Origin of the sequence: Nonomuraea sp. NPDC048826, assembly GCF_043198225.1 — a bacterium.
Classification (GTDB): Bacteria; Actinomycetota; Actinomycetes; order Streptosporangiales; family Streptosporangiaceae; genus Nonomuraea.
In genome coordinates, this window is the sequence record NZ_JBICUQ010000002.1 from 849,619 (window position 1) to 862,663 (window position 13,045).

The window sequence follows — 13,045 nt, forward strand, 5'->3', positions numbered from 1 at the left end:
CCAGGACCAGCCGCACTCCCCGCCACCTGGTCAGCTTCCCAGAGGCTCTACCTAACCCGCCACGGGAGAAAACCTGCCTCACCCACGGAACCCCTCGGACCTCCACTCACCGCCCGGCGTTGGTGTTACCGGAGATCCGCGATGACGTGAGGACGTCGCCGTCATGGAGGCAGCACCCGTCGCCAGTACGTACGGGAGAGACAGCGACGTCGCTCAGCGGGAAGACGTCACTCAGCGGAAAGGACGCCCGCCTCCTCCCGGTACTCGTCCGGTTTGTCGACCAGTTCGTCCAGAGCCTGTTGCAGGTGGCCGAGGAGCCCCCACACGTCGTCCATCCGCTCGGGGCAAGCGACGATGCCGAAGTCGAGCATGCCGTCGTACGAGAAGCAGGTGATGTTCACGCCGCCGGTGGCGTCACTCAGGACTGACATCGGGTAGTACGAGAGCACCCGGCTCCCGCACAGGTAGAGCGGGAACTGCGGGCCCGGCACGTTGCTGATGATCAGGTTGATCGGCGGGCAGGCCACCGAGACGAACCGGAAGATCGCCGGCGTGACCAGGCCGGTGACCGGGGGGGGCAGCAACGCGCACAGCTCGCCCAGCCAGCTCGCCGGAGCCAGCGCGAAGCGGCGCTTGGCCGCGTTCATGGTCTCTCCGACGGCCCGCAGCCGCTCCTGCGGATCGGTCGTGTTCGTCGGCAGGGGAGCGATCATGGCGGAGATCTGGTTGCCGACCCGCTCCTGCGCACGCGCCGAGCGCACCGCCACCGGGACGGCGGCGATCAGCGGCTCGTCCGGCAGCGCGTCCCGCTCCACCAGCCAGGACCGCAACGCGGTGGTGCACAGCGCCATGACCACGTCGTTGCCGCTCATGCTGTGCGACCTGGCGACGTTCTTGACTTCCTTCCACGACACGGACCCGAACGCCAGGCGGCGGCGGTCGCTGATCGGCCCGTTGAACGGCGTCCGGGGGGCCGCCAGCCCGGGCAGCGGTGGCCGCTCGCGCGAGTCTCCTGCCACCATCCGAGCGGCCTTGGCGATCAGCCGGGAGCCCGGCACGTTCGAGGCCAGCGGGATGGCGTCCAGATCCCCGGCCGCTCGCACGATCGACTGCAACGCCCGTACGGGATGCGTCACCCCATGGACGGCTGCCCCGCTCAACATCCCCAGCAACCCAGGCGCCTCGACACCCGCCGTGCCGGAGACCTTCCCTCGCGCCCCCGTTTTCGCCGCCCCGGCCCCGGCAGCCATCTCCCGCACAACCCCGTCCGCGCCCTCCTGACGCCCGACCCCGTCCTGGGTGCCGCTGGCCCGGATGGCGCTGGCCTGGGTGGCGAGGTCCTGCGTGGCGCCGTTCTGCGTGGCGCCGTTCTGCGTGGAGCCGTTCTGCGTGGCGCCGTTCTGCGTGGCGCCGTTCTGCGTGGCGCCGTTCTGCGTGGCGCCGTTCTGCGTGGCGGGGTCCTGGGTGATCCGGGACGGGGTCACCCCGTCCTGGGACACTCCGTCCAGGGTCACCTCGTCCCGCACGGCCCTGTTCGCGGGGTCAGGGGCGACGTGGGGCAGTACCTCTGGGACGGGGCCGAGTGTGGTCCCGGCTGCGACCCCCTTGAGCACGACCTCCCGCACGGTCGTATCCTCCGAGGCGGCGGACTCCCCGCCGTCTCCGAGGGGAACCTCCCCCAGGTGGGTGGGCCCGTGGTGGTCGGACCGGTCGTGAAGCCCGGCGGTAAGCCCGGCACCGCCGGAAGATTCGGAAGACGCGGATGTCCCGGATTCGCCGGACAACCCGGAAGGCCCCGGAGAGTCGGATGCCCCGGCAGGCCCCGGAGATCCGGACGACGCCGCAGGCCCGGATGCCTCCAGCGGCCCGCCTGACGCCGGGGAAACCGGCGGGGTGGCCACCGCATGGATCACCGAGCGGGCAGCGGACGCTGCCGCGGCCCTGGTCGTCTTGGGGCGGGGGCTGCTCGTGGGCGCCGCGCGGGTCGCGCACTCCGGTGCAGGGGTGAGGTCGAGGAGGGCGGCGAGGGTCTCGGCGCCGGAGACGCCGTCGATCGCCGCGTGGTGGACCTTCGTGTAGACGCCCGCCCTCCCGCCGGCCAGCCCGTGGATCAGGTGCATCTCCCACAGCGGGCGCGTCCGGTCGAGCCGGCGGGCGTGGATCTCGGCCACCGCCTCCGCGAGCTGGAGCTCGCCGCCGGGCGCGGGGAGCGTCAGCTCGAACAGGTGGTTGTCGATGTCGAACTCCGGGTCGTCGGCCCAGTAGGGGCGGTCGAGGCCGAGCGGCACCTCGACCAGCCGGAGGCTGAACGCGGGCGCCAGGTGGAGGCGCTCCAGCAGCAGTTCGGCGAGCGCTCGACGGGTGAGGCGTCCGTCGGTGGCGTCGAGGATCGCCAGGCCCGCCACGTGCGCGGCGGTGGTCGCGGACTCGACGTTGAGGAACTGTGCGTCGAGCGCGGTCAGCTGGCGCATCTTCTCTCCCTTCCGTGGGGCGTCGTCAGCTTCGCATGAAGGGATTTCCCTAACGTTTCTGCGCGAGTCTTTCAGATGAATTTCCGGCGCCCGCGCGGGCCGTGACCGATTACCCAGCTCAGCCGAGATCCGTGACATTTCTCTAACCACGGACCACGTGAATGGGATGGTGCACGACGGCGTCGAAGTGATAACCGGCGGGGTGCCAGGGGGTGACCAACGGCTGGGTGACGCCCGACTCGTCGGTCGCCCTGGCCATGAGCACCTGGGGCCCGCGATGCTCGGGCACCCACATCACATGCCACGGCAACCACGCCCCGACCAGGTGATGTCCGCGGTGGTCGGCGTCGTGCCAGCTCCAGCCGCCGTCGAAACTGACCTCCACCCGGACGACGCGGCCCCGGCCCGACCACGACCGGCCGCGCAGCACCACCGGCTCGCCGACGGGCAGCCGGGCGTCCCAGGCGAGCTCGAAAGCGCTCTTCACCGGTTGCCGGACGACACCCCGGTAAAAAACGGTGTTCCATGGCGTGAATGCGGTGGTCGTACAGATTTCAATTTCACCGAGCCATTTGATCGACGCGATTCCGGCCCAGCCTGGAACCACCAGCCGGGCCGGAAATCCATGGTCAGGGGGAAGCGGCTCGCCATTCATCTCATAGGCCACGAGCACGTCGTCCATGGCTTTCCACACGGGCAGCGGCCGGCGCACCCGGCCGTATCTCTCGAACGGCGCGTCCAGCCCCGACGCGACCACGTCCACCGCCTGGTCGCGCACCCCGGCCGCGCGCAGCACCTCGCGCAGCGGCACGCCGCGCCAGCGGGCCACGCCGATGGCGCCGAGCCCCCACTGCGTGCCGGGGGCGGCCGTGCCCTGCTGGGTCGCGTAGAAGCGGCGGCCGTTGCCCGCGCACTCGACGGCCGCGTCCACGGTGCGGGCCGGCATGCCGAGCAGTTCGTCGTAGCCGAGCTCGACCGCCCGCCGCGCCCCGTCGCCCCGCACCAGGAGCCGCCACGTCGCCGCGTCGATCAGCGGCGTGAAGGTGTGGTGGCGCACGAAGAACCGGTCGGTGGGCGTGTGGTAGCCCTGCCCGGCCATGCTCTCCCACCGCATCTCGGCATTCCCGCTCCCGCGCGGACCGCCGCCGGCGTCAGGCCCGAGGCCCGGGTCGAGCCCGCTGCCGGCGGGCGCGCCGATCGGCGGGTCGCCGGTGTCCCAGCCGTGCTCGGCGTCGGCGGCATGCCGGATGAACAGGCGGTCGGGCAGCGGTTTGACGATCGCGCCCAAGGTCCCCCTCAACGCCTTCACCTCCAGGATGTGTCGCAGCGGTGCATGAGGGGAGCCGGCGAGGCGGATCGTTCCAGCCGGATACCACCGGGACATACCCCGTAGACCGGCAGGTGAACGGCCTACAGGACAGCAGGATCACCGGGGCGGGACGACGGAGGTGAAGGGCTCACCCGCACGGAGGCGGGCGCGAGATAGCGCGGGTCGCCGCAGACCACCACGGCCAGGCCCTCGTCGAACCACTGCGGCACCTCCGCCCCGGCCAGCCGGGTGTGCAGCTCGACGTGGGACAGCTCGTGGGAGGCGATGACCGGGTCGGCGCCACGCGGCGAGAGCACGTCACGGATTCTCGCGCACCGGTCACGCCCCGCACCTCAGCCCCAGGGCTGAACCCGATCAGCGCCCCAGGAACGCCAGCAGCCGGTCGAGCGGCCAGGTGTTGATGACGTCGTCGGTCGTCAGCCACGCCCGCTGCGCGATGCCGATGCCGAACCGCTGGTGAGCCAGGTGCGGGATCGCGTGGGAGTCGCTGTCGATCGAGAACTTGACCCCGTGGTGCTTGGCCAGCCGCACCAGGTCGGACGGCAGGTCGGAGCGGTCGGGATAGGAGTCGATCTCCATGGCGGTGCCCGTGCGGGCGGCCGCGCGGAAGACGGCGTCCCAGTCGGCGTCCACCATGCCGCGCTTGCCGATCTTGCGGGTGGTCGGGTGGCCGATGACGTCGACGTACGGGTTCTCGCAGGCGGCGATGAAGCGGCGGGTCATCTCGTCGCGGCTCATCGTGAAGTGGGAGTGGACCGAGGCCACGCACACGTCGAAGCCGCGCAGGACCTCGCCGGGCCAGTCGACCGAGCCGTCGGGCGCGATGTTGAGCTCGGTGCCGTGCAGCAGCCGCATGCCGGGATAGCGCTGCTGCAGCTCGGCCACCCGCTCGCGCTGCTCCAGCGCCTTGTCGAGGGTCATCCGCTGCATCGCCAGGTCGGGCGCGTGGTCGGTCACCGCGTAGTAGGAGTAACCCCGGGCGTGGCCGGCCGCCACCATGTCGTCCAGCGACGCGATGCCGTCGGTCAGGTCGGTGTGGGTGTGGAGGTCGCCGCGCAGGTCGGACAGCTCCACCAGGACGGGCAGCTCGCCGGCCAGCGCGGCCTTCACCTCGCCGCCGTCCTCGCGCATCGGCGGCGGCACGAACTGCATGCCGAGCGCCGCGTAGATCTCCTCCTCCGACTCCGAGGCGATCACCCGCTCACCGTCGAACAGGCCGTACTCCGAGAGCTTCCAGCCCTTCTTGACCGCCATCTCCCGGATGGCGACGTTGTGCTCCTTGGACCCGGTGAAGTACTGCATCGCCGCGCCCCATGACCCGGCGGGCACCACCCGCAGGTCGACCTGCATGCCGGAGGTGGTGCGGACGGACGTCTTCTTGTCGCCCGCGGCGATCACCTCGGCGACGTACGGCTGGGCGCGGAACTCCTCCATGATCGACTCGGGCGCGACGGCCAGGATGTCGATGTCGCCGATCGTGTCGCGCATCCGGCGCAGCGACCCGGCGTAAGCCACGCGCTCGGCGGACGCGGACAGCGAGGCCATCACCTGCTCGGCCAGGGCCATGGCGACGCCGATGTGGACCCGCCGGCCGGACTGCTCCAGCTGCTCGATGCCCTTGACCAGGTTGGCCAGCGTCTTCGGGCCCAGGCCCTTGACCCCGTCGAGCCGGCCGCCCGCGATCGCCTCGCCCAGCGCGGCCGGCGAATCGATGCCGAAGTCCTCGTACAGCATGATCGCCGTCTTCGGGCCCAGGGTCGGCACGCGCGTCAGCCGCCTGACGCCCTCGGGCACCCGGCCGCGCAGGTCGTCGAGCTGGCGGAAGCTGCCCCGCTGGAGGAACTCCTCCATCTTCTTCGCGATCGCCTCGCCCACCCCGGGCACGCCGCGCACGTCGACCGTCGCGATGTCGTCGGGGAAGCCGGCGATCGCCTTCGCGGCCTTCTGGTAGCTGCGCACCCGGAAGGCGTCGCCGCCGGTCAGCGCGAACAGCTCCGCGTATTCCTGGAGGGCGGCCGCCGCCTCGTCGTTTGCCCGTGCCATGGGCTCAGCTTAGAGGTCATCCCCGACAAACAGCCCGGCCGTTGCGGCGCAGGACGCCGAGCGCCCAGACAGTGATCGCACCACGCCAGTCGAGCGCACCGGCGGGGGAGATGCGTGCGTAGTCCACCGTCCAGCCGCCGTCCTCACGCTGCTCGGCCGCCAGCCGGTCCAGGTCCGCCTCGATCACGCCGGGCGCGAACAGCTCGCGAGCCGGGCTGTCCGGGTACGGGGCGAAGTCGAGCGGCCGCAGCGCCTCGTCCGCGGTGCCGCCCTGCACCGGCACCCGCCCGTCGGCGGGCACGAACGCGCCCAGCCGCGTCAGCAGCTCCGCGGCCTCCGGGCGCGAGGCGTGCACGGCGTCCAGGAAACGCACCGCGAACGCCAGCACGTACGCGCCCGGCGGCTCCCGCAGCGCGCCGATCGCCCCCAAGCAGTAATCAGTGGCCCGGCGCAGCCACGGGTGGGCGGCCACGGCCGGGTCGTGCGCCGCCACGCGGTGCGCCATCGCGGCCGAGACGCTGGTGATCTGGAGCGACGAGACCGACGGGTCGGCGCCCGCCCACCACGGCGCGGTCGCGGCGGGCACGCCGAGCGGCAGCGCGAAGGGCAGCCCGCCGTCGTCGAGGGTCACCGACTCCAGCCACCCGCACAGCGCCGCAGCGTGCGGCGAGGTGGCGGGCGCGATCTCCGCCAGCACCTCGAACGCGTGCAGCGCCGCGCCCGGCTGGCTCTCCGGCGAGCGCAGGTCGGGCTCCAGCCCCCACCCGTAGCCGCCGTCGGGATTGCGGTAGGCGTCGAGCGCGGCCAGCACGCCGGCCACGTCGCCGCCGCCCTCCATCAGCTCGAAGCGGCGCCGGTCGAGCACCCTGGCATGGCCCGCCATGAAGGAGGCGGCCGTCGAACGGTCGTGACTCATATGCCCATACTCCGACGGCCGCCCCCCGCGAGGCTTGTACCGATCGGACGTGTCAGAAACGAACCTCGCGCGGCCGGTACGGCTCCGCCAGGTAGGCCAGCTCCTTCTCCGACAGCGCCACGCCCACGGCCGCCACCGCGTCGTCCACGTGGCGGTCCTTGGTGGCGCCCACGATCGGCGCGTCGACGCCCGGCTGGTGCAGCAGCCAGGCCAGCGCGATCTGCGCGGCGGGCACCCCGCGCTCACGCGCCAGCTCCGCCACCCGGTCCAGCACCTGCCGGTCGTTCTCCGGGTCGTACAGGGCCTCGATGCGCGGGTCGGAGCCGGTCCTGGTCGTGTCGGCGGGCGCGTCCGCGCGGGCCAGCACGCCCCGGGCCAGCGGGCTCCACGGGATCACGCCCACGCCCAGGTCGAGGCAGAGCGGCAGCATCTCGCGCTCCTCCTCCCGGTAGAGCAGGTTGTAGTGGTTCTGCATCGACACGAACCGGGTCCAGCCGTTCGCCTCCGCGACGAACTGCGCCTTGGCGAACTGCCACGCCCACATGCTGGACGCGCCGATGTAGCGGGCCTTGCCGGCCTTGACCACCTCGTGCAGCGCCTCCATCGTCTCCTCGATCGGCGTCTCGGGGTCCCACCGGTGGATCTGGTAAAGGTCCACGTGGTCGGTGCCGAGCCGCCGCAACGAGGCGTCGATCGCGGCGTGCACATGCTTACGGGACAACCCCCGGTCGTTCTGACCGCGGCCCATGGGGAAGAACACCTTGGTCGCCAGCACGTAGTCGTCGCGACTGCGGAAGATCTTGCGCAGCACGCTGCCGGTGACCACCTCACTGGCGCCCTGGGAGTAGACGTCGGCGGTGTCGAAGAAGGTCACCCCGGCGTCGGCCGCCCGGCGGACGATCGGTTCGGCCTGGTCCTCGGCGAGCGCCCATTCCTGCTTGGCCGGATCGCCGTAGCTCATCATGCCGAGGCAGACGCGCGAAACCCGGAGTCCGGTGTCGCCCAGTCGTGTGTATTCCATGGGATCACCCTAGGACCCGCTTTCCGCTCTGCGTAGCGGTGTTCCGGTCAGCGGATCAGAACGGCCCGCCAGGCGTGATCATGGTGACGCCCGGCACGGAACCGATCGAGGCGAGCGCCTTGCCGGCGTCGGCGAGCCCGATGGTGCGGGTGACGAGCTGGTCGGGGTGGAGCACACCGGCCCTGATCAGCTCCAGCATCCGAGGGTACGTGTGCGCGGCCATCCCGTGACTGCCCAGCAGCCGCAGCTCCAGGGCGATCACCCGGTCCATCGGCACCGGCGTCGCCCCGCCGGGCAGCAGCCCGACCTGGACGTGCCGGCCGCGCCGGCGCAGGCTCTCCACGGACGCCGCGCAGGTGTGGGGGCTGCCCAGCGCGTCGAGCGACACGTGCGCGCCGCCTCTGGTCAGCTCGCGCACCTGGGCGGCGGAGTCGCCCGCGGAGCCGTCGACGAAGGCGGTGGCGCCCGCCCGCTCGGCCAGCTGCAGCGCGTCGGCGCTGATGTCGACGGCCACCACCCTGGCCCCCACCGCGCTGGCGATCATGATGGCGGACAGCCCGACCCCGCCGCAGCCGTGAACCGCCACCCACTCGCCCGGCCGCACCCCGGCTACCTGGTCGACCGCGCGGAAGGCGGTGGCGAACCGGCAGCCGAGCGAGGCCGCGGTCGCGAACGTCATCTCCTCGGGGAGCGCGACCAGGTTGACGTCGGCGTGGTCGATCGCCACCAGCTCGGCGTAGGAACCCCAGTGGGTGAACCCCGGCTGCGTCTGCCGCTCGCACACCTGCTGCTCGCCCGCCTGGCAGGCCGCGCAGGACCCGCACGCGCACACGAACGGCGCCGTCACCCGCGCGCCGGGCCGCCACCCGCGCACCTCGGCGCCGACCGACTCCACGACGCCCGCCAGCTCGTGGCCGGGGACGTGCGGCAGCACCCGGATGTCAGGGTCGTGCCCCTGCCAGCCGTGCCAGTCGCTGCGGCACAGGCCGGTGGCCTCGACCCGGATCACCGCCCCGTGCGGAGCGGGGGCCGGATCGGGCAGCTCGCGCAGGTCGAGCTCGCCGCCGAAGTCGTCGAAGGCAACAGCACGCATCTCATGAGCTTAGAGTGACCTGCCGCAGCTCGCGCAAGGCCCGGTGGGCGGGCGAGCCCGGTTCGGCGGTGTAGAGCACCAGCCGGAGGTCGTCGCGGTCGGGCACCGGCATGACCTGGCAGATCATCTCGATCGGGCCCGCCAGCGGATGCCTGACGGTCTTGCGCATGGCCCGCCGGGGCCGCACCTCGTGCTCGGCCCACAGCCGGGCGAACTCCGGGCTGCGCCCGAGCATCTCCGCCACCAGCGCCCGCAGCTTCTCGTCGTCCGGGTAGCGGCTCGCCGCGACCCGCAGGTCGGCCACCGCCGCCCGGGCGAAGCGGCCCTTCTCCTCGTCGCCGAGCGTCGCGATGAGATCCGGCGCGAGGAACGCCCACCGGACCACGTTCAGGTCGTCGCGGGGCTGCGCGTCGAGGTCGCCCATGAGGACGGAGGCCAGCCGGTTCCAGGCGAGGATCTCGTACTTGGCGTCGAGCACGAAGGCCGGCACCTCGTCCAGGAACGCGATCAGATGGCGGATGCCGTCGGGGACGTCGCTCCTGATCCCGGACGGCACCTGTTCCGCCTGCCCGGCCAGCCGGAACAGGTGCGCCCGCTCGTCCTGGTCCAGCACCAGCGCCCGGGCCAGCGCGTTGACCACCTGCTTGGAAGGGTGCGGGCCGCGGGCCTGCTCCAGCCGGATGTAGTAGTCGATCGACATGCCCGCCAGCTCGGCCACCTCCTGCCGGCGCAGGCCCGGGATGCGCCGCCGGCCGCCGCCGGGCAGACCGACGTCGGCCGGGCTGATCCGGGCCCGTCTGTTGCGCAGGAACGCGGCGAGCGCCTCACGGTTCATGCCCCCCATCATCCGGTACGAGCGAGTCGTGAGGGTGGTACCGCCGATCCCAGTCTCACCCGGTCTCTCCCGGCCGCGGGCGAGCCCGGCCAGCGTGGGAGACATGACGACAGCACTCATCACCGGCGCCAACAAGGGAATCGGCTTCGAGATCGCCCGCCTCCTCGGCGAGCGCGGGATCACCGCGATCGTGGCCGCGCGCGACGAGGAACGCGGCCGCGCCGCCGCCGGGCGGCTCGGCCTGCCGCACGTCCGGCTCGACGTCACCGACGAGGCGAGCGTGCGGGCCGCCGCCAAGCAGGTCGAGGAGGAGTACGGGGTCCTCGACATCCTGGTCAACAACGCCGGGATCACCGTCTGGCAGGACGACGAGCGGCCCAGCGCGACCCCGCTGGAGGTGTTCCGCCAGGTGTACGGGACGAACGTGTTCGGCGTGGTCGCCGTCACCAACGCGATGCTCCCGCTGCTGCGCCGGTCGCCGGCCGGGCGGATCGTGAACATGTCCAGCGAGCTCGGCTCCCTGGCCCTGGCCGTCGACCCGGACGGCCCGTTCTGGCCGCACAACTACGTGGCGTACAACTCCGCCAAGTCGGCGCTCAACATGGTCACCGTGGCGTACGCCAAGGAGCTGTGGGACACCCCGATCAAGGTGAACGCGGCCAACCCCGGCTACTGCGCCACCGACCTCAACGCCCGCACCGGGCACCGCACCGCCGAACAGGGCGCCGCCATCGCGGTGCGGCTGGCCACCATCGGCCCCGACGGCCCCTCGGGGGCCTTCCTGCAAGATGACGGCTCTGTGCCCTGGTGAGAGGTGTCAAGACCGTCTCCCAGGACAGATGGGGGTGCATGGGACAAGATCTGGATAAGGCACGGTTTTCGGAAAGTGAGTTCCAGCAGTTCGGCGAGCGGCTGCACGAGCAACTCGGCACGTTGCGCGACCTGCTGGACCAGCCCGGCTTCGGCGAGGGGCCGGTCACCATCGGCGCCGAGCTCGAACTCTTCCTCGTCGACGGGGAGGGCCGGCCGCTGCCGCAGAACAGCGAGGTGCGCGAGCGGCTCGGCGACCCGCGCGTGGTGCTGGAGCTGGGCCGCTTCAACATCGAGGTGAACCTCACCCCCATCCCGCTGGCCGGGCAGCCGTTCGAGCGGATGGGGGCGGAGATCCAGGAGACGCTGTGCAAGGTGGACGAGGCGGTCGAGGGCGGCGGCGCGCTGCCCATCGGCATCCTGCCCACCCTGGACACCGGTGACTTCACCGCCGACGCCATGAGTGACGAGAACCGCTACGAGGCGTTGCGCAGAGGGCTTCGGCGGCTGCGGCTGGAGCCGTTCCTGGTCAAGGTGGAGGACCTGGAGCTGCGGGTGGAACACGTCATCCTGGAAGCCGCCAACACCTCCTGGCAGGTGCACCTGCGGGTGCCGCCCGGCCGGTTCGCCCGGCTGTTCAACGCCGCCCAGCTGGCGATCGGGCCGGTGCTGGCCGCGTGCGGCAACTCGCCGCTGTTCCTCGGCCGCACGCTGTGGGAGGAGACCAGGATCGCGCTCTTCGAGGAGGCGGCCGACGACCGCGACGTGGAGCGGCTCTACCGCAAGGACGGCCGGGTGACGTTCGGGTCCGACTGGGTGCATGAGGGCGCGTACGAGATCTTCGAAAGGTACGTCAACGACTACGACCCCGTCGTGCCCAACCTCATCGACGACGCCGGCCCGGTGGACGTGCCCGAGCTGCGGCTGCACCAGGGCACCGTCTGGCAGTGGAACCGGCCCGTCTACGACCCCGCCGACGGCGGCCACCTGCGGATCGAGATGCGCGCCCTGCCCGCCGGCCCGTCGTGCGCCGACATGACCGCCAACACCGCGTTCCTGCTCGGGCTGACCCTGGCCCAGGCCGACCGGGACCTGACCGGCTACCGGTTCGCGGAGGCGTACCAGAACTTCTACCGGGCGGCCATGCACGGGCTGGACGCCAAGCTGTCGTGGCCGGACCGCGACGGCGAGATCGAGGCCGCCGACCTGGTGCTGAGCCTGCTGCCGGAGGCGCGCGCCGCCCTGCTGGCCAACGGCGTGTCGGTGAAGGACGCCGACGCCGCGCTCGACATCATCGAGCAGCGCACCCGGCTGCGCCGGACCGGGGCCGCCTGGCAGCGGGAGAAGCTGGCCGAGTACGGCGGCGACCAGGCCCGGCTGGTGCGCCGCTACCGGGAGCTGGCACTGTCGGGGCTGCCGGTACATCTGTGGCCTTAGTGACGCAACCATCTCGCGACCCCCTCCGTCAGACTCTTCGTACAAGACGGAGGAGAGAGGACGCATGGCTGACACCGGGATGACGCCCACCGACGGAACCCCCTTCCGGTTGACGAGGGCCACGGGAAGCCTGGCGGAGGGGGCGGCGAAGCTGGCGAGCGAGTTCCGCGCCGCCTCGATCAAGCGGGTGCTGGCCGACGCCAACCGGAAGGCGGTGCGCGGGGGCGCCCCCGGCGCGTTCGGAACGATGCGCAAACCGTCGGTGTGGTACGCCTTCGACCAGGGCGACCAGGACACCGCCGACTGGTACCCCCAGGGCCTCACCTGCGGGGCCGACTCGGGGACGATCCCGGTGTCGGTGTTCCTGGCCACCTGGTACTTCCGGCCGGAGCAGGGCGAACGGGGGATCAGGCTCACGTTCCTCAGCCCCTCGACGCTCAAGTACCGGCACGCCCTGCTGGTCGAGGCGGCCCCCGACGGGTCCTTCAAGCCGATCGACATCCACGCGGGAGGCGCCGTCTGCTACGGCGACCTGCTCTACGTCGCCGACACCACCAGGGGCCTGCGGGTCTTCGACCTGAAGAACGTGCTCGACCTGACCAGCGTGCAGGCCGGCGTGGGCGACGGGACGCGGGTGGGCCGGCACGGCGGCGGGCTGCACGCCTTCGGCTACCGCTACATCATCCCGCAGACCGACTTCTGGAAGGTCGCCGTCCAGGGCGCCAGGTTCTCGTTCGTCGGCCTCGACCGCACCACCACCCCGCACACGCTGATCTCCGGCGAGTACGCCGAGGACCACCCCCGGGGCCGGGTCGTGCGCTGGAACCTGGAGCTCGACGGCGAACCGAGAGACGCCTTCGTGATGGGGCACGACAAGATCCAGGGCGCGATCTCCCACAACGGCAGGTGGTACCTGAGCCAGGCCGCCGGCTCCGGCGCCAACGGCAGGCTGCTCGTCTACGTCAACGGCAAGCTCGAACGGCGGCCGTTCCCGATCGGCCCCGAGGACCTCACCGCCCGCTCCAGCAAGGTGTGGAGCGTCACCGAGTTCCGGAACAAGCGGGTGGTGTTCGGCGTCAATCTCTGAGA

Annotated in this window: 12 protein-coding genes and 1 pseudogene; 4 read left to right on the plus strand and 9 right to left on the minus strand. The window is 71.9% G+C overall.

Annotated features, from left to right (window positions below; genetic code table 11):
* Positions 1-227 precede the first annotated feature (227 nt).
* Positions 228-1,250 carry a WS/DGAT domain-containing protein gene (locus ACGFI7_RS09510; RefSeq protein ID WP_393401918.1) on the minus strand — a complete coding sequence of 341 codons (1,023 nt, stop codon included), beginning with the start codon at positions 1,248-1,250 and terminating at the stop codon, positions 228-230.
* On the opposite strand from ACGFI7_RS09510, the gene ACGFI7_RS09515 reads away from it, so the two are divergent.
* Positions 1,140-1,874: a pentapeptide repeat-containing protein gene (locus tag ACGFI7_RS09515; RefSeq protein WP_393401921.1), complete on the plus strand. Its 735-nt coding sequence runs from the start codon at positions 1,140-1,142 to the stop codon at positions 1,872-1,874. The genes ACGFI7_RS09510 and ACGFI7_RS09515 overlap by 111 nt on opposite strands.
* Positions 1,875-1,910: 36 nt before the next feature.
* On the opposite strand, the pseudogene ACGFI7_RS09520 reads toward ACGFI7_RS09515, so the two are convergent.
* The 8 genes and pseudogenes from ACGFI7_RS09520 to ACGFI7_RS09555 all read right to left on the minus strand — a co-directional run.
* Positions 1,911-2,609, minus strand: a pseudogene (locus tag ACGFI7_RS09520) (wax ester/triacylglycerol synthase domain-containing protein); the annotation flags it as partial.
* Between the two features lie 4 nt (positions 2,610-2,613).
* A complete protein-coding gene (locus tag ACGFI7_RS09525) occupies positions 2,614-3,771 on the minus strand; it encodes a sulfite oxidase (protein WP_393401375.1) in 1,158 nt (385 codons plus the stop codon).
* A 110-nt stretch (positions 3,772-3,881) separates the two neighbouring features.
* Positions 3,882-4,097, minus strand: a complete 216-nt coding sequence (locus ACGFI7_RS09530; protein ID WP_393401378.1) for a hypothetical protein — start codon at positions 4,095-4,097, stop codon at positions 3,882-3,884.
* Positions 4,098-4,155: 58 nt separating this feature from the next.
* Entirely contained in the window at positions 4,156-5,844 is a 1,689-nt protein-coding gene (gene polX, locus ACGFI7_RS09535; RefSeq protein ID WP_393401381.1) for a DNA polymerase/3'-5' exonuclease PolX, read from the minus strand.
* A 16-nt stretch (positions 5,845-5,860) separates the two neighbouring features.
* On the minus strand, positions 5,861-6,760 hold the full coding sequence (locus tag ACGFI7_RS09540) for a hypothetical protein (RefSeq protein WP_393401384.1): 900 nt from the start codon (positions 6,758-6,760) through the stop codon (positions 5,861-5,863).
* A 52-nt stretch (positions 6,761-6,812) separates the two neighbouring features.
* On the minus strand, positions 6,813-7,781 hold the full coding sequence (locus tag ACGFI7_RS09545) for an aldo/keto reductase (protein WP_393401387.1): 969 nt from the start codon (positions 7,779-7,781) through the stop codon (positions 6,813-6,815).
* A 55-nt stretch (positions 7,782-7,836) separates the two neighbouring features.
* Positions 7,837-8,874: a zinc-dependent alcohol dehydrogenase family protein gene (locus ACGFI7_RS09550; protein ID WP_393401390.1), complete on the minus strand. Its 1,038-nt coding sequence runs from the start codon at positions 8,872-8,874 to the stop codon at positions 7,837-7,839.
* Between the two features lies 1 nt (position 8,875).
* On the minus strand, positions 8,876-9,709 hold the full coding sequence (locus tag ACGFI7_RS09555; protein ID WP_393401392.1) for a helix-turn-helix transcriptional regulator: 834 nt from the start codon (positions 9,707-9,709) through the stop codon (positions 8,876-8,878).
* A gap of 103 nt (positions 9,710-9,812) precedes the next feature.
* Between ACGFI7_RS09555 and ACGFI7_RS09560 the strand changes: the two genes are divergently transcribed.
* From ACGFI7_RS09560 to ACGFI7_RS09570, 3 genes are all read left to right on the plus strand, one after another.
* On the plus strand, positions 9,813-10,520 hold the full coding sequence (locus ACGFI7_RS09560; RefSeq protein ID WP_393401394.1) for an SDR family oxidoreductase: 708 nt from the start codon (positions 9,813-9,815) through the stop codon (positions 10,518-10,520).
* A gap of 38 nt (positions 10,521-10,558) precedes the next feature.
* Positions 10,559-11,956, plus strand: a complete 1,398-nt coding sequence (locus tag ACGFI7_RS09565) for a glutamate--cysteine ligase (RefSeq protein ID WP_393401397.1) — start codon at positions 10,559-10,561, stop codon at positions 11,954-11,956.
* Between the two features lie 64 nt (positions 11,957-12,020).
* Entirely contained in the window at positions 12,021-13,043 is a 1,023-nt protein-coding gene (locus tag ACGFI7_RS09570) for a hypothetical protein (RefSeq protein WP_393401399.1), read from the plus strand.
* Positions 13,044-13,045: the final 2 nt, after the last annotated feature.